This is a genomic window from Streptomyces sp. DSM 40750 (assembly GCF_024612035.1).
GTDB lineage: Bacteria > Actinomycetota > Actinomycetes > Streptomycetales > Streptomycetaceae > Streptomyces.
The window spans coordinates 8,083,260-8,098,708 of the sequence record NZ_CP102513.1 but is presented as its reverse complement, the minus strand read 5'-3'; the positions used below and the strand labels follow the sequence as shown (position 1 = coordinate 8,098,708).

The 15,449-nt window shown below is 70.6% G+C and carries 16 protein-coding genes and 1 pseudogene; 7 read left to right on the top strand and 10 right to left on the bottom strand.

The features are described from left to right. Positions 1–5 precede the first annotated feature (5 nt). Positions 6–572: an NADAR family protein gene (locus JIX55_RS36155; protein ID WP_257567430.1), complete on the top strand. Its 567-nt coding sequence runs from the start codon at positions 6–8 to the stop codon at positions 570–572. Here the strand turns inward: JIX55_RS36155 and JIX55_RS36150 are convergent. Further along, a complete protein-coding gene (locus JIX55_RS36150; RefSeq protein WP_257567429.1) occupies positions 569–1,924 on the bottom strand; it encodes a DUF4190 domain-containing protein in 1,356 nt (451 codons plus the stop codon). The two genes, JIX55_RS36155 and JIX55_RS36150, sit on opposite strands and share 4 nt — an antisense overlap. A gap of 205 nt (positions 1,925–2,129) precedes the next feature. Here JIX55_RS36150 and JIX55_RS36145 point away from each other — a divergent pair, with 205 nt between their 5' ends. Continuing rightward, positions 2,130–3,242 (top strand): adenosine deaminase, encoded by a 1,113-nt coding sequence (locus JIX55_RS36145; RefSeq protein WP_257567428.1) that lies wholly within the window; start codon positions 2,130–2,132, stop codon positions 3,240–3,242. A 25-nt stretch (positions 3,243–3,267) separates the two neighbouring features. Beyond that, the gene (locus JIX55_RS36140) at positions 3,268–3,990 is read left to right on the top strand and encodes a glycerophosphodiester phosphodiesterase (RefSeq protein WP_257567427.1); all 723 of its coding nucleotides are present in this window, start codon (positions 3,268–3,270) and stop codon (positions 3,988–3,990) included. A gap of 77 nt (positions 3,991–4,067) precedes the next feature. Here JIX55_RS36140 and JIX55_RS36135 read toward each other — a convergent pair whose 3' ends face one another. Beyond that, complete coding sequence (locus JIX55_RS36135; RefSeq protein ID WP_257567426.1) at positions 4,068–4,661, bottom strand: NADPH-dependent F420 reductase; 594 nt, start codon at positions 4,659–4,661, stop codon at positions 4,068–4,070. A 96-nt stretch (positions 4,662–4,757) separates the two neighbouring features. Here JIX55_RS36135 and JIX55_RS36130 point away from each other — a divergent pair. Then, positions 4,758–5,117, top strand: a pseudogene (locus tag JIX55_RS36130) (winged helix-turn-helix transcriptional regulator); the annotation flags it as partial. 133 nt (positions 5,118–5,250) lie between these two features. Here the strand turns inward: JIX55_RS36130 and JIX55_RS36125 are convergent. The 6 genes from JIX55_RS36125 to JIX55_RS36100 form a co-directional block, all read right to left on the bottom strand. Then, positions 5,251–6,933, bottom strand: coding sequence for a sigma-70 family RNA polymerase sigma factor (locus JIX55_RS36125; RefSeq protein WP_257567425.1), 1,683 nt, complete (start codon positions 6,931–6,933; stop codon positions 5,251–5,253). A 149-nt stretch (positions 6,934–7,082) separates the two neighbouring features. After that, positions 7,083–7,628, bottom strand: a complete 546-nt coding sequence (locus JIX55_RS36120; protein ID WP_257567424.1) for a hypothetical protein — start codon at positions 7,626–7,628, stop codon at positions 7,083–7,085. Between the two features lie 102 nt (positions 7,629–7,730). Further along, a complete protein-coding gene (locus JIX55_RS36115) occupies positions 7,731–8,390 on the bottom strand; it encodes a YceI family protein (RefSeq protein WP_257567423.1) in 660 nt (219 codons plus the stop codon). Positions 8,391–8,783: 393 nt separating this feature from the next. Continuing rightward, positions 8,784–10,073, bottom strand: a complete 1,290-nt coding sequence (locus JIX55_RS36110; RefSeq protein WP_443046607.1) for an MDR family MFS transporter — start codon at positions 10,071–10,073, stop codon at positions 8,784–8,786. Between the two features lie 5 nt (positions 10,074–10,078). Then, on the bottom strand, positions 10,079–11,188 hold the full coding sequence (locus JIX55_RS36105; protein ID WP_257567420.1) for a PLP-dependent cysteine synthase family protein: 1,110 nt from the start codon (positions 11,186–11,188) through the stop codon (positions 10,079–10,081). A gap of 107 nt (positions 11,189–11,295) precedes the next feature. Beyond that, positions 11,296–11,721 carry a hypothetical protein gene (locus tag JIX55_RS36100; RefSeq protein ID WP_257567419.1) on the bottom strand — a complete coding sequence of 142 codons (426 nt, stop codon included), beginning with the start codon at positions 11,719–11,721 and terminating at the stop codon, positions 11,296–11,298. A gap of 421 nt (positions 11,722–12,142) precedes the next feature. Here JIX55_RS36100 and JIX55_RS36095 point away from each other — a divergent pair, with 421 nt between their 5' ends. After that, positions 12,143–12,376 (top strand): hypothetical protein, encoded by a 234-nt coding sequence (locus JIX55_RS36095; RefSeq protein ID WP_257567418.1) that lies wholly within the window; start codon positions 12,143–12,145, stop codon positions 12,374–12,376. Positions 12,377–12,643: 267 nt separating this feature from the next. Here the strand turns inward: JIX55_RS36095 and JIX55_RS36090 are convergent, their stop codons facing one another. Together JIX55_RS36090 and JIX55_RS36085 are read right to left on the bottom strand one after the other, a co-directional pair. Then, complete coding sequence (locus tag JIX55_RS36090; protein ID WP_257567416.1) at positions 12,644–13,273, bottom strand: DUF305 domain-containing protein; 630 nt, start codon at positions 13,271–13,273, stop codon at positions 12,644–12,646. Between the two features lie 133 nt (positions 13,274–13,406). Next, positions 13,407–13,832, bottom strand: coding sequence for a DUF6153 family protein (locus JIX55_RS36085; protein ID WP_257567415.1), 426 nt, complete (start codon positions 13,830–13,832; stop codon positions 13,407–13,409). Positions 13,833–14,043: 211 nt separating this feature from the next. Between JIX55_RS36085 and JIX55_RS36080 the strand changes: the two genes are divergently transcribed. Beyond that, on the top strand, positions 14,044–14,412 hold the full coding sequence (locus JIX55_RS36080) for a BlaI/MecI/CopY family transcriptional regulator (RefSeq protein WP_257567414.1): 369 nt from the start codon (positions 14,044–14,046) through the stop codon (positions 14,410–14,412). Continuing rightward, positions 14,409–15,320, top strand: a complete 912-nt coding sequence (locus tag JIX55_RS36075; protein ID WP_257567413.1) for a M56 family metallopeptidase — start codon at positions 14,409–14,411, stop codon at positions 15,318–15,320. The genes JIX55_RS36080 and JIX55_RS36075 overlap by 4 nt, the downstream gene beginning before the upstream one ends. Positions 15,321–15,449: the final 129 nt, after the last annotated feature.

The following is a 15,449-nucleotide window of genomic DNA, read 5'->3' as shown; positions in this document are numbered from 1 at the left end:
TCGGCATGGAGAAGATCGATTCTTGGGACACGCTCACCGGAGCGGTCCGCACGGGGGCAAGGGTCAAGTACCTGCACTTCTGGGGCCACCGACCACGGGCCGACGGCCAGATCGGCGCGAGCTGTCTGAGCCAGTGGTGGCCGTCGCCGTTCACGCTGGACGGGGTGCGGTACGCGACGGCCGAGCACTGGATGATGGCGTCGAAGGCCCGGCTGTTCGGGGACACGGAGGCGGAGCGCGAGGCCGTCGCGGCGTCGAGCCCCGCGCAGGCCAAGAAGATCGGACGGCTCGTACGCGGCTTCGACGACGCCATATGGGAGCGGGAGCGCTACGGAATCGTCGTCGAGGGCAGCTTCCACAAGTTCGCCGCCCACCCCGACCTGCGGGCGTTCCTCCTGGGCACGGGGAACCGGGTGCTCGTCGAGGCCAGCCCCCTCGACCGCGTGTGGGGCATCGGCCTCGCGGCGGACGACGAGCGTGCCATGGACCCCGCCCGCTGGCGGGGCCCCAACCTGCTGGGCTTCGCGCTGATGGCGGCCCGGGAGCGGCTGCTGAGCGGGGTCGACGCCTAGCGGATGCCGGGCGAGGACACCTCGGCGGCGGGGGCCGCCTCGCCGTCCCCGGCCTGCAGTACCAGGGACAGGGATGTGGAGTAGCCGTCGTCGAAGGGATCGGGGTCCGAGTCGTAGTCACTGCTGTCCGGCGCCACGATGATGAGGACGATGAAGCCGATGCCCAGCAGGATGCCGGCCACTCCGCAGATGATCCCGGCCAGCGCGTGCCCCGGGTTAGTCGCCTCGCCCCGGCGTGCCTTGGCCCGGCCTACGCATCCGAAGATCACGGCCATGACCCCGAGCAGGATCGCCAGCGGCCACAGACAGAACAGCACGGCGGCGCAGATACCGAGCACCATCGCCGCGATCCCCATGCCGTTGCTCGGCGGCGCCGCCATCGCGGGCCAGGCGTAGCCGGGGCCGGGGTAGCCGACGCCGGGGTGAGCGTGGACGCCGGGGTACGCCGAGTACTGGGGATAGCCGTACGGGACCTGGCCGGGACCTTCGGGGCTGATGGGCGGGGGTGGGACCGCGGCGCCGGGGGCTCCGGGGGCGGGTCCGGATGCGGCGAAGGGGGCGCCGGCTGCGGGCGGCGGGAAGGACGCGTGGGGCGCGGGTGGGGGGAAGGACGCGTTCGACGCGGGCGGGGCGAACGGGTTGGGGGCGGGGGTGGAGGACATGGCGGGCTGCGCGCCGCCCGGGGGCGCGAACCCGCCGGGGCCGGCCCAGGGCCGCGGGGTCATGGGGGCCTGGGGAGGCGTCGGCGCGCCTGTGCCGGGCGGCACCGGGGCGCTCGCGTCCACGCCCGACATGGACGCGACCGTCAGCTGGTCATGCACCGAGGACGGGGGCGGGGTGGGTCTCGGCACCGGGGTGTCGGTCGGTGTGGCCCATGGGTCGCGGGGGGCCGGGGTGGGGGTGGGGGTGGCGGGGGCAGCAGCCGGGGTTGACCCGGCGAACCCCGAGAGCCCGGCGGACGCGGACGACGCGCTCGACTCGGCGGAACCGGCGGCGGTAACCGGCGCGCTCGACGCGATCGAACCGGCGTCCGCAATGGGCTCGGCGGGGTCGGCGGAGTCGGCGGGCCCCTCAGACGCTGCGGGCTTGTCCAACGTGACCTTCGCGGCCGGAATCGCGTCCTCGGGCTCCGAGTCGGCGTCCGGCGCGGCCGACAGAGGAACGCCGTCGGCCACGGTCGGCAGTCCCGCCCCCTCGGCCACCGTCGGCTGCGCGACACCGTCAGCCACCGTCGGCAGCGCGACGCCCTCGGCCACCGTCGACGGGGTCGGGGCACGGTCCTGCGGGGGTGCCCACGGGTCCGGCTGCGAGTCGGACGGTGTCTCCGGAGTCGGTGCCTCATCGGACGACATACGTGGATCCCCCTGTAACGTTCCGTGCCGTTCTGCGTCGTTTTCTCCGACGTACGCGTTCAGCTGTACGTTCGGTCATGCTAAGGCCCGGGGTTCAGCGTGCGGGCCGCCGCCTACGATGATCCCCGAGTCATCGATCAGCCGATCACCCGCGTCCCCGACGCAGACCACGGTCCGGGGCGGACGCCGTTCCCGGGGAGGGACCTTGACCGACAACCGCACCGCGCAGGGCGTGCCCGTCACCCCCGCCGTTCCCGGCACGACCGCCGCGCCCGGCACCTCCGGCACCCGCGATCTGCGCGCGTTCGTCGCGGGCCTGCCCAAGGCCGAACTGCACGTGCACCACGTCGGCTCCGCCTCCCCCCGTATCGTCTCGGAACTGGCCGCCCGGCACCCCGACTCCAAGGTGCCGACGGACCCGGAGGCGCTCGCGGACTACTTCACGTTCACGGACTTCGCCCACTTCATCCAGGTGTATCTGTCCGTCGTCGACCTGATCCGCACCCCGGAGGACGTCCGGCTGCTGACGTTCGAGGTGGCCCGGGACCTGGCCCGGCAACAGGTGCGGTACGCCGAGCTGACCATCACGCCGTTCTCCTCCACCCGACGCGGGATCGACGAACTGGCCTTCATGGCGGCGATCGAGGACGCGCGCAAGGCGGCGGAGGCCGAGTTCGGCACCGTACTGCGGTGGTGCTTCGACATCCCCGGCGAGGCGGGTCTGGAGGCCGCCGAGGAGACGACCCGGCTCGCCACCGATGACCGGGTGCGGCCCGAGGGGCTGGTGTCGTTCGGGCTCGGCGGGCCCGAGATCGGCGTGCCGAGGCCGCAGTTCAAGCCGTACTTCGACCGGGCGATCGCGGCCGGGCTGCACTCCGTACCGCACGCCGGTGAGACCACCGGCCCCGAGACGGTCTGGGACGCGCTCACCCACCTGCGCGCGGAGCGCATCGGGCACGGCACGAGCTCGGCCCGCGACCCGAAACTGCTCGCCCACCTCGCCGAGCACCGCATCGCCCTGGAGGTCTGCCCGACCTCGAACATAGCGACGCGTGCGGTCCGCACCCTCGACGAGCACCCCATCAAGGAGTTCGTGCGGGCCGGGATCCTGGTGACCATCAACTCCGACGACCCGCCGATGTTCGGTACCGACCTCGACACCGAGTACGCGGTGGCCGCGCGCCTCCTCGACCTGGACGAGCAGGGCCTGGCCGCCCTCGCGAAGAACGCGGTGGAGGCGTCCTTCCTCGACGAGCCCGGCAAGGCCCGCATCTCCGCCGAGATCGACACCTACACGTCGGCCTGGCTGACCCCCTGACCCGATCGGGACCACAATCAACCCCATGCGCACCGTGACAGCCGTCGCCCATCGCGGCGCCCCCTACCGCCACCGTGAGAACACGCTCGACTCCCTGCGGGCCGGGCTCGAACTGGGCGCGGACGCCGTCGAGTTCGACGTACGGACGACCCGTGACGGTGTGCCCGTCCTGCTCCACGACTCGACGCTGAACCGGCTCTGGGAGCTGGACCGGCCGCTGGCCTCGCTCTCCGCCGCGGAGCTGCGCGGTCTGACGGCCGACGGGGTGCCGACGCTGGCCGACGCGCTGCTCACCACCAGGGACAGCCGGGTCATGGTGGACCTGCCGGGCGCGGTGAACCCGCGGGCGGTGCGGCAGATCCTCGACGTCGTACGGGAGTGCGAGGCCGAGGACCGCGTCTACTACAGCGCCGACCCGCCCACCATGCTGGCCGTCCGCGCCGCCGCCCCCACCGCCGAGATCGCCCTCACCTGGAAAACCCTTGCCCCACCGCGCCCCGCCCTCCTCGACGCCATACGCCCCCGCTGGCTCAACTACCGCTTCGGCCTGGTCACCCGCGCCCTGGCGGACCGCATCCACCGCGACGGCTACCTCCTCTCCGTCTGGACCCCCGACACCCGACGCTCGATGAGCCGGCTGATGGCCCTGGGCGTCGACTCGATCACGACGAACCGGGTCGACGCGCTGTGCGCACTGCGGAAGAGCCAGCCCCGTAAGGGGCGCGGGGAACCGCGGCTAGCCCCGTAAAGGGCGCGGTAACCGCGCGAGCAACCACGACGCACCCGCGGTCGCCATGCAACGCGTCCCCCCGCGCTCTCAGGCGCTCAACGACGCCCCGCAGCCGCGTACGGCGGAGCGATCGCCTGCGCATCCGCCCCCTCCCCCACCCACAACCCGATCAACAACGCGGCGGTCGCCTCCAACAGCCCCGCCCGCGCCAGACCCCCCGCGTCGAGCGGCTCACACCCCAGGTCACGCACGAGGCGTCGTACGACGGACAACGCACCCGCATCGTCACCGCACAACGGAACCGCGAGCGGACGGCCGTCGAACACGGGAGGTGCCATGCGCCAGACGTCCTCGTGGCAGAGGTTGAGCCCCTTGACGACCTGGGCGTCGGGGGCGGCGGAGGCGAGACGCGCGGACACGGAGGGCCCGTTCACCGTCTCCAGCACGAAACCCGGGCCGACCGGATTCGTGCAGTCGATCAGCACCCGGCCGCGCAGCACCTCCCGAAGTCCCGCGACGACGTCCACGGCCGCCCGCCACGGCAACGCCACCAGCACCACGTCCTCCCCGTATTCCGCCGCCGCACGGGTCGCGTCCCGGCCGCCGGCGAAGACCTCGTGCCCGGCCGCCACCCACCTCGTGCCCAACGCGTCCGCCATACCGCCCGCGCCCAGGATCCCGATACGCATGGATGTGCCTCCCTCTCCGTCGTGGTCCGCCGCGCTCGAACCGATGCCACGACAGTAGGAAGCCCTTCGGGCACCATTCGGTAAGTGACCGAAGCCATCGACCCACGCTCCGACACCCCTCCCTCCGACACCCCGCTCGCCGACTGCCGGGCCCGCCTCGCCTTCGACCTGTTGGCCAACACCTGGAACCCGGTGGTGCTGTGGGCCTTGCGGCACGGGCCGAGCCGACCGAGCGAACTGCGTGTACGGATCGGCGGAATCAGCCCCAAGGTGCTGACGGAGACCCTGCGCAGACTGGAGTCCAACGGGCTGGTGGCGCGGCGGGCGTACGGGGGTGCGCCGCCCCGGGTCGACTACCGGCTGACCGCGCTCGCAGGGACGTTGCTCGCCCCGATCGAGGCGTTCGGCACGTGGGCGCATCTGCACGGTGACGAGGTCATGGCCGCGCAGGAGGACGCGTGCCGCAGACGGCTGCCGCAGGGGGCCGACGAAACCACTGCCGCACGACCGACCATCCCAAAACCAAGCACTCGTCCACCGATCGCCCCGCCACCGATCACCCCGCCGCCAACCGCTACACCTCCGACCGCTACACCTCCGACCGCTGAGCCACCGTCGCCGCATCCTCCGGCTTCTCCCGCGTGACGTACTGCGGTACCGGTGCCGAGTCCTTGCCGTTGTCGCGGACGAGGCCGTAGCGGCGGGCGCCCTGGTCGGGGCCGTAGGTGATGTCCTCGGTGATGGCGTCCCAGGTGGAGGGACCGACGGCGATGCCGTAGTCGGCGCCGCGTTCGTTCACGGTGAGGGTGACCGTGCCGTCGAGGTAGAAGTACTCGTTCTGCCACATCTGCTGGGTGCCGTCGGGGAGGACGGTGTATCCGGTGTCGGGGCCGCCCATGCCGGAGGTCTTGCCGTCGGCGGACGTCGGGTCGTCCATGCGGCGGCCGCCGCCGGAGGCGACGTGGAAGAGCTTGCCCTTCAGGCCGGTCCAGGACGGCATGACCAGGCCACCCGCCCGGTACTGGGGCGAGATCTGCCAGCGGACCAGGACATAGCCCTCGCCCGTGAAGGTCACGTTGTCGCCGCGGTGGTTCATGACGGTCCGCGCGCCGCCGCTGCTGGTGAGGCCGGACTCGGGCCGGCGCGGGAGGGCGGCGGGCGGGGTGTCCGGGTCCGGCGCCGTGTCCACGGCGTCGACGACACTGCCGTACAGGTCGGTCTTCTTCGTCGGGGAGGGGGACGGCGAGGACGAGGGGGACGGCGAGGTGGAGGGCGACGGGGAGTGGGCCGACGAGAGCGCGGGCGAGCGAGCCGTGCTCAGCGCGGTGGGCGCGGCCTGCGGGGTCCGGTCGCCCGGGGGCTGCGTCACCACGTACGCGCCGCCGGCGGCGATCGTCGCGCCCGCCGTCACCGCGACGGCGGGTTTGGCGAGGACGCCGAGCATCTTGGCGGACCAGCCCACCGAGGCGGTCGCGGCGGTCGCCGCGACGGCGGTCTTCCCGCCGAACGCCAGCGAGAGGGTGAAGCCGACGGGGACGGGGAGCAGGGCGAGCCCGACGAGGAGGCGTTCGGCGGGGACGACGACTTCGCCGGGGCGGCCGTGGCCGTCGCAGCGGGCGCAGCCGCGGATGTGCCGGGCGATGCGCTTGCGCCACACCGAGTCGGGCTGCCCGCTCCAGCGGGCGGTGGCCCGGCCCAGGTCGGAGCAGGAGGAGTCGAGGGCGCGGACGATGCCGCGCGCGGTTTCGAGGCGGGCCTTCATCCGCTGTACGCGCACCGCCGCGTGCTGTCGGCTGATGCCGACGGCGGCGGCCAGTTCGCGCCGGGTGAGTTCGCCCGCGACCTCCAGCCACCACAGCGACAGCAGCTGGCGGTCCTCGTCGTCGAGCCAGCGGACCGCTTCCGCGACCTCCTTCCGCTGGCCCTCCAGCTGCAGCCGCAGCACGGTCAGTTCGGCGAAGTCGGCGGCGCCGTGGGCGTCGCTGTCGTCAAGCGGGTCGGCGGTACGGCGGCGCGCCCGGTCCCGTATCTGCCGCATCGCGATCGCGACCAGCCAGGAGCGGAAGCTGTCCGGATCGCGCAGCGTGTCGAGGTTGTCGACAGCGCGCAGCATGGTCTCCTGCACGACGTCGTCGACGTCGGCGTGGCCGTTGAGGGCCCGACCGACGATGTTGTAGACGAGGGGCAACCAGCCCTCGACCAGCTCGTCCAGGGCGCGCCGGTCCCCCGCCTGCGCGGCCGCGATGGTGGAGCGCCACTGCCGCCCGTCCACGTACGTTCCTTCCGGTCCTGCTGGGCTCACCCTGTTCACTCGGCTGTGTTCCGTACCTTCTCAGCCATCTCCGTGACGTGGGGAACCTCCGAGGCGGAGATCACACTGCTCATACGGCTCACTCCTGTACGTGGGGAAACAGGGGATGCCTAGGGAGACGGCGTGGAGGCCGCCGGGATAACAGTTTTCTGGTCCCACCCGTGCGTGAGCGCCTCCAGCCGCTTGATCCGCCGCCGTACGACATACAGCGGGATCACCCCGAACACCCCGAACGACATGTCGATCACCGTCCACCAGAAGGGAATGCCGCGGATCGGCCCGCAGATCAGTGCCAGCGGGATGATCCCCGCGCAGGCGATCATGCCGAACTCGGCGACCCAGATGTTGCGGACCGGATCGCGGTAGGGGCCGTAGAAGGCCACCGCGATCATGAGGTGCGCGAAGGCGAGCCAGTCCGTGCCGTACAGGAGGAACGGGTATTCGGCATCGGCCTCGTCGAGCCCCGCCCGTACCCGCTCGATCCACTCCACGAGCGTCGGCAGGTACTCCCCGACGGACAGCGACCGCAACAACTCCTCGGTCCACCGCAGCTCATGGACCAGCGGGAAGGCCGTGGCCCCGCTCAGCACCAGACAGACGACGAAGAAGACCAGCCACGCACGGATGCCCTTCAACAGGGCGGCTCTGTCGCTCATGCGGGGAGCGTACGCTCCTGCTTGAACGTGTTCAAAAGTGGGGTCCCCGGATCCCGGCCCGCCCACCGTGCGGGCCTGGCTCCGGGGGAGGTCGACGGGTCGTCAGCCGCCGGAAGTCGAGCGGATCACGGCGATGTCGAATTGCAGGCGCACCTTCTCGCTCACCATGGCGCCGCCCTCCGCCAGTCGCTGGTTGTACGTAAGGCCCCATTCGGAACGGTTGATGGTGGTCGTCCCGTCGAAACCGACCCGCTCATATCCGAACGGGTCCATGACGTGTCCTATATAGGTGAGTTCCAGATCGACGGGACGGGTGATGCTCTTGATGGTGAGTTCGCCGGACATGCGATAGACATCGTTGTCCACCCGTCGCACCCCCGTACTGACGAAGCGCATACGTGGATGGTTCGCGGCGTCCAGGAAATCGCGGCCCATCAGGTGGGCGTCACGTTGTTCCACACCGGTGTCGACGGAGGCGGTGGACAGGACTATCTCGGCCCGTGAGCGAGCCGGATCACGGCCGTCGAAATAGAGCCGGCTCTGGTACTCCGTGAAGGCCCCGCGCACGGTCGTCACCAAGGCATGGCGGACGGAGAAGCCGATACGGCTGTGCGCCGCGTCGATCATCCATTCGCCGGTCAGCATCGCCAGGGTGGGATCGGACGGGCCGGTGGGAGCGAACGCCGGTGACTCGTGGGGGAGTTGGTCGGCTGTGGGGGGTGCCGGGCGGCGCAGGGACGCAGCACGGGTGAACAGGTTCATGATTCACGTAACTACGGCACGACGTAATTTGCCGCAACCCTTCGTCCCCGGATCCGTCGCGTCCGAATCGGCACCGAAAGGCTGATAAAGCGCCACCACACGAAAGAGCGTTGCACTATCTTCACAGCATCGCCACGAATCGCCCGCCGGAATTCATCTCGGGACGACCGGAATACGCCCCCGGAAATCAGCGCCGTTCCTTGGTGCCCGGTGGATTCGGTGTCCCGAACTCCCGGCGACGATCCGGCCTCGACCGTGAACGCCGTGCTCCGGCCCTGGGCCGGTGGTGCCGACGGTGACGTACGCGGGCTGAGCATGCCCGCGCCACCGAGGCAGGAATGGGGCGAGGCGAGCGGCGTCGGCCCCTCGCCTCGCCCCGACAGCGGATCTGGGTCAGACCGCAGCCGTCTGACGCTCAGGTTCCGCGTACGTCAGACGACCGGCCCGGTGCAGCCCGTACAGGGACCCGGCGCAGGCCAGTCCCAGGACGAGCAGCGCCAGCCAGGGCAGCGCGGACATGCCGGCCGACCGGGCGGCGTCGAGGGCCGCGCCGGTCAGCAAGTTCCCCAGGGTGATGCCGACACCGCAGATGGTGTTGTAGAGGCCGTAGTGCGTGGCCACCAGGCGGTCACCCGAGAGCCGGACAATGGTGTCCATCTCGAAGGGGTACGCGATCATCGTGCCCAAGGCCAGCAGCAGTGCGGCCAGCGTCGGCGGTACGGCGGCGAGGAGCCAGCGTCCCATGCCCTCGTCCGGCACGGGCACGGCCGTCGCCGCGAGCAGCGGTACGAAGGCCAGGCCCATGCTCAACAGCCCGCAGGCCAGGGCCTGTCCGGGCTCCAGTCGCGCCTTGCACCACGCGGTCACCCGGGTCTGGCCGAAGATCGTGGCCAGACCCGAGGCCGCGAAGAGCATCGCGACGGCCGCGGTCCCGAACTCGCCGTCCCCGCCGAGGCGTCGTACCTCCAGGGGCAGCGCCAGGTAGACCTGGAAGGACAGGACGTACGAGCCGATCATGGCCGTGGAGAAGAGCAGGAACGCGCGGTTGCGCAGGATCCCGGCCCACTGGGACAGCACTCGCTCCCGGCCCTCGGCCTTCACGTTCGCCGAGTCGTCCGCCCGACGAGTCGGCAGCGCGCGAATCTGTACGACGCTCAGCAGCGCGAAGACCGCCGCCGAGACGAGGCAGGTGATCCGGAAGTCGAAGCCGGTCAACAGCATCCCCACCAGCGGGCCGAGCAGGATGCCCGCCTGGTAGAAGACGTTGAAGAGGGCGAACGCCTCGACCCTGCGCTCCCCCGCGTCGGCCGCCAGGTAGGCGCGTACGGCCGGGTTGAACAACGCTCCCGCGAAGCCGGTCGCCGCCGAGGCGGCGAGCAGCGCGGGAACCGAGTCGACCAGACCGAGGGTGGCGAAGCCCGCCGTGCGCAGCACGCATCCGGCGACTATCAGCGGCTTGTAGCCGAATCGGTCCGCCAGGGTGCCGCCGATGAGGAACATGCCCTGCTGACTGAAGTTCCGTACACCCAGGATGAGTCCGACCAGCCAGCCGGCCAGGCCGAGTGATCCGGACAGGTGGGCGGCCAGGTACGGCATCAGCATGTAGAAGCCGAGGTTGATGGTGAACTGGTTCACCAGAAGCAGTTGGACGCTCCGCTCGTACGAACGGACCTGCGTGAGCATCGCCTTCACCGCGCCCTGCCTTCGGCGTCGGCCGCGTCCGCCATCAGGGAGACGGGGTCACTGACCGTCGTGCAGCGGGTCCACCGGGTGACCTCCTTCTCGTCCGACCTGCCCACCACCTCCGGTTCGGGCGCGGGCGTCACCCCCAGCAGCCCACGATCGGCGCAGAATTCGTCGTCGTACACGGTCTCCAGATATCGCTGGGGTCCATCGGGGAAGATCGCCACGATGCGGGTGCTCGCAGGAGTCGTACGGGCGAGCCAGCCGGCCACCAGCGCGACCGCGCCGACACTCCACCCGCCCGTGGCGTAGTGCGAGGCGGCCAACTGCCTGCACGCCCAGACGGATTCGCCCGGCGCCACCCAGTGCACCTCGCTGAAGTTCTCGTACGCCACGTTGCGCGGGTAGATGCTGGAGCCGAGACCACGCATCAGGCGTGGCCGGGCGGGCTGGCCGAAGATGGTCGAGCCCACGGTGTCCACGCCGACCAGACTCATCTCGGGGTACAGCTGGCGCAGAACGCGCGAGATGCCCGCGGAGTGGCCTCCTGTCCCGACGCTGCAGACCAGTACGTCGATGTGGCCCACCTGCGAGGCGAGTTCGAGGGCGAGCGGGGTGTAGGCGGATACGTTGTCCGGGTTGCCGTACTGGTCGGGACACCAGGCTCCGGCGCTTCGTGCCAGCAGTTCGACCACCCGGTCGCGGCGGGCCTGTTGCCAGCCGCCCGTGGGGTGCGGCTCGGGCACCATGTCGACCGTCGCCCCGTAAGCCGTGAGCAGCCGGGTCATGGACGGTTCCAGGCCCGGATCGGTGACCAGGGTGACGGGGTGTCCGTAGACCATTCCGGCCAGGGCGAGGCCGAGGCCGAGTGTGCCGCTGGTCGACTCGATGATCGGAGCTCCCGGCCGCAGGTCACCGCGGGCCCGGGCCCGTTCGACCATGTGCAGGGCGGGACGGTCCTTGATGCCGCCGGGGTTGAAGCCCTCCAGCTTGGCCCAGAAGCCCCGGTCGGGCGGGGAGAAGGGCTGGGATACGCGCAGAACAGGGGTATTGCCGACCAGCCCGGAGAGGGTGGAGGCGGCGGGGGTGAAGTCACTCGTGGTCAGAGAGTGCATCTCTTTCGCTCTCGTTCGATGCGGATGCCTGTGGATGCTCATCTCGCGCGTCGGCACATGCGCGGCGCGCGGCGGTCCGGCAGGGAGCCGGCCGGCCAGGGCGACGTCTATATGCGCCACTGGCAGAGGGAGACGAGAGCGGACCGGCCACCGCTCGGCAGGAGTCTTCGCACGGCCCCACGGGGATCGTGCGAGAGGACCTCCGGCACGTCCGTCAGTGACGCGGCGGTCGCCGTAGGCGGTGGGACACGAGCCGAGGACAACGCCGCGGCCTCGGAACGGGCGCCGGTACAACGGCCGGGCAGTTCGGGTACGTCGATGCCGTCGCCCTCGAAGTTCCTCTCGGGGGACGGGACTTCACTCGACGCGGCGGCCAGGTGGCCGTACGGCCGCTCCGGCGTATGGAGTTGATCACCGAGGCACGCCAGCAGCCCGAGCAACAGGGCGTACAGCGTGGTCCAGACGAGTCGACTCCGCCGGGACGAGCACGCCGTCGAGGCAGGGGTGGGGACGATGGCAGGGGTGGGCGGCACAGGTCCTCCGCGCGGCTGCTGCCCCGGCCGGAAGCTCACGGCAGGGACAGAGATCAGTGGGGGGTGGTGGAGGGGGCGTCGACCATCCCCGCGTCACGCAGAAGTACGCCGTGCGGAGGAGGTCGGACGCCATGAACCGGCCGCCGGAGAGGACACGACCACGGCCTCGGGCCAGGTGGTGATTCCCCGGAAGAAGTCGACCGGTTCGGGAGGCGCCGACCTAGATACGCAGAACCGCGGAGTCCGCCGCATGTGTGGTCGGGGCCATGAAGTCCCGGGCCTCGGCGAGACGGGCGTACGCCGGCCGGGGCAGAGCGTTGTCGTGGCCCTCCGAGCTCAGCGGAGACAGGCAGGGCACGGCCAGGTCGGGTCCGTGCGGAGGCTGCCCCAGCGCGCACTCAGCACCGGCATGGTCCTGCCCGTGACCGCCGTGATGGCCCGCCGACGGATCTTCGGGCGTCGCGCCGACGACCACCGACGTGGCACTCGCAACCGTTTCGTGGTTCACGGCAGGCTCAAAATGATCGCCGGAAACGGCAATGCTCTCGCCGACGGAGAGGTGACCCACCGTGGCGTCGGGCGTGACGGCGTGCGTATACAGCAGCCCGAAGAGGAAGAGGCCCAGGCCAAGCAGACGCCACAGAGCCGCTGTTGAGCGGCTCCGCTGCATACCGGAGGGAGACCAGGCCGTAATCACGTCGTGATGTTAACCCGTCCCAGGAGTCCCTGGCGTACCGCTCGACGAGAACGGTGCGTGAACAAGCCACGCAGGGACACGCCTGACACCCGGCGAGACCGACGACACCACAGAGAAGGCCCCTTCACCGAATGCAAACGGACTGTTCGGCATCGTTCGCGGCGAACACGACAAACGGTGGGACGCCGGGACGCGCCCGACGTGCCCACCGTTCATGCCCCTGCGTCAGCTCTTGCCGAGCATCTTGTTCATCTGCTCGATCTCGGCGGTCTGGGCCGTGATCACGTCGTCCGCGAGCTTCACGGCAGGACCGTACTTGCCGTCGGCCTTCTCGGTCTCGGCCATCTCGACGGCGCCTTCGTGGTGCTCGACCATCATCTCGAGGAACATCTTGTCGAACTCGGCGCCGGAGGCCTTCTCCATCTTGCCCATGTCCTCACTGCTCATCATTCCGGGCATGCCGGACGACATGTCGTGGCCCTCCATGCCGGACATGTCCTCGGGAACCTTCTCGCCCCACGAGGTGAGCCAGCCGGACATCGTCTCGATCTCCGGGTCCTGCGCGCCCTTGATCTTCGTGGCGAGGTCCTTGACCTCCTGCGAGGAGGCGCGGTCGGCGGCCAGATCAGCCATCTCGATGGCCTGACGGTGGTGCTGGATCATCTCCTCGGCGAAGTCGACGTCCGCTTCGTTGTGGTCGCCGGCCTTGGCCGAGGCGCTCGTGGACGGGCTGGAGTCGGAGTCCATGGACCCCATGTCGTGACCCCCGCCGCCACAGGCGGCGAGTACGAGGGCGGCCAGAGCGGCGGTGGCGGTCAGGGCGGTACGGCGGATGAGCTTGCGGTGTGCGGTCATGGTCGAACTCCTGGGATCGGAATCTGCGAAGGGCATACCGATGCGCGGCGCCGCGACGTCGGCAACAGCAGCGCGACCCGCATGGAGGTCAACTGCCGCCGGAAGACAGGCGTACGGCGTCACGCGGGCCGTTCTAGATCCGCAGGAGTTGGAGTTCGGCGAGCAAAGGCGGCGCCCGGCCGCCGTCCGGTCCGCTGCCACCCGGAGACGTACGTGTCAGCGGCACTCCGGCGCAGGTCATCACGTCGGGCATCAGCACGGGCGCGACACCGGGAGCGCCGGCCACCGAAGCGGAGGCACAGGTCGGATCCGCGTGCTTCGCGTGCCCCTGACAGTCGCCGCCCCCGTGATCGCAGGTGCCGGGCGCGGCAGCCGTCACGGCGTCCATGTCCATGCTCGCGGTCACCGTCACCGTACGGTCGTGACCGTGGGCACCCACGGACTCCGGGACCGGTCCGAGACCGTGCATACCGAGCAGGCCCAGCAGCAGAGCACCCACGAGCAGCCCGCAGGACCGCAACACCGGTTGCGGTCGAGCGAGCTGTACTGGGCGCTTCACAGCGTCACCGTAGGCACAGGCCATCGATCCTCTGCAAGTCGGGCAGCACGGGGGCGGACACGGCGACATGATACCTCCCCGGGGTATCAAGCCTCCCGCGGAGAAACACACCGATCGGGCCGGTGCGAGCATCCACCGCCGCCCGGCGGACCCGAAGGACCATCCCTCTACTATGGCCTTGCGTATTCGATGGTGAAAGGGAGTCAGAACCATGCGACGGCTGGGGGATCTTGAGGCGGAGATCATGGACCGCCTCTGGACGTGGAATCGTCCGGCCACGGTGCGGGAGGTCGTCGACGACATAAACAAGACCCGTCCCGTCGCGTACACCACGGTGATGACCGTCACCAACATCCTCTACAACAAGGGCTGGCTGCTGCGGGGCAAGCAGGGTCGCGCCTGGCTGTATTCGCCCGTGCGCAGTCGCGAGGCGTACGCCGCCGCACTCATGGAGGACGGCTTGGGTGAGAGCAAGGACCGCCCGGCCGCACTGGTCCACTTCGTCGAGAACATGACCGAGGAAGAGCAAGCCGCCCTGCGCAGGGCCCTGCGGAACGTCGGACGACAGGCGAGGACATGAACTCGGCCCCGGTCCTGGTCGGATACACGGCGGTGGTGGGCTTCGTCGCCCCGCCCCTGATGCTGCGCGCCGGCTGGCCGCACCGGGCACCCGCCCTGGCGGTGGCGGTCTGGCACGCGCTGGCGGTGTCCTTCTCGATCGGGGTCGCACTCTCGGCGTACAACCTGGCCATGCCGACCGAACACCTGCATGCGGGACTGGTGGGGCTGCTGCACTCCTGCGGGCTCGACATGGGATCGGGCCCACCCGACCCCGACACCGCGGGCCGACTGGCCGTCGGTGTACCCGCCGCCATCGCGATCGCCCTGGTGGCAAGCTTCGTCTTCCATGTGACACGCGCCCGTCGGGCGCGCGCGGAGCACCGGGAGACCCTCGATCTGGTAGGTCGCCGCTCGGCACGGCTGAGCGCCACCGTCCTGCCGTACGACATCCCCGCCGCCTACTGCCTGCCCGGCCGCCACCCCCGGATCGTGATCAGTGACGCGGCCGTGCGCGAGTTGACCCCGGACCAGCTCGGCGCCGTACTGGAGCACGAGCAGGCCCACATCGCGGGCCGTCACCACCTCGCCCTCGCCGCCACGGAGGCGTTCCACTCGGTGTTCCGATGGCTGCCCCTGGCGCGTCATGCCCGAGAACAGACGGCACTGCTGCTGGAGATGGTCGCGGACGACCGGGCCCTGCGCAGCCACTCCCACGAGGTGTTGGCCACGGTGATGTACGAGATGGCCGCGGCCCGCGCCCCCAAGGGCACGCTCGCCGCAGGCGGTCACACCGTCCTCATCCGCTTGACGCGGGTCCTCGCTCCCCGCGAGGCGCCCCACCCCGCGCTGCGGGGATCCATGGCCGCCGCGGCCGTGGCCGTTCCGCTGCTGCCACTGCTCCTCACCTGCCCTCCTGGGCTCGGCTGACCGCTTTCCGTCTCACGGAGCCGACCGGCGCCGTGAGACAGAAGTGACGCGTGCTCGCTTGCGATAAGAACTACGAAGCTACTAAGTTCTCAACTGCCTGACCGGTCGGCGCCCTGGGCGCCGGTACGA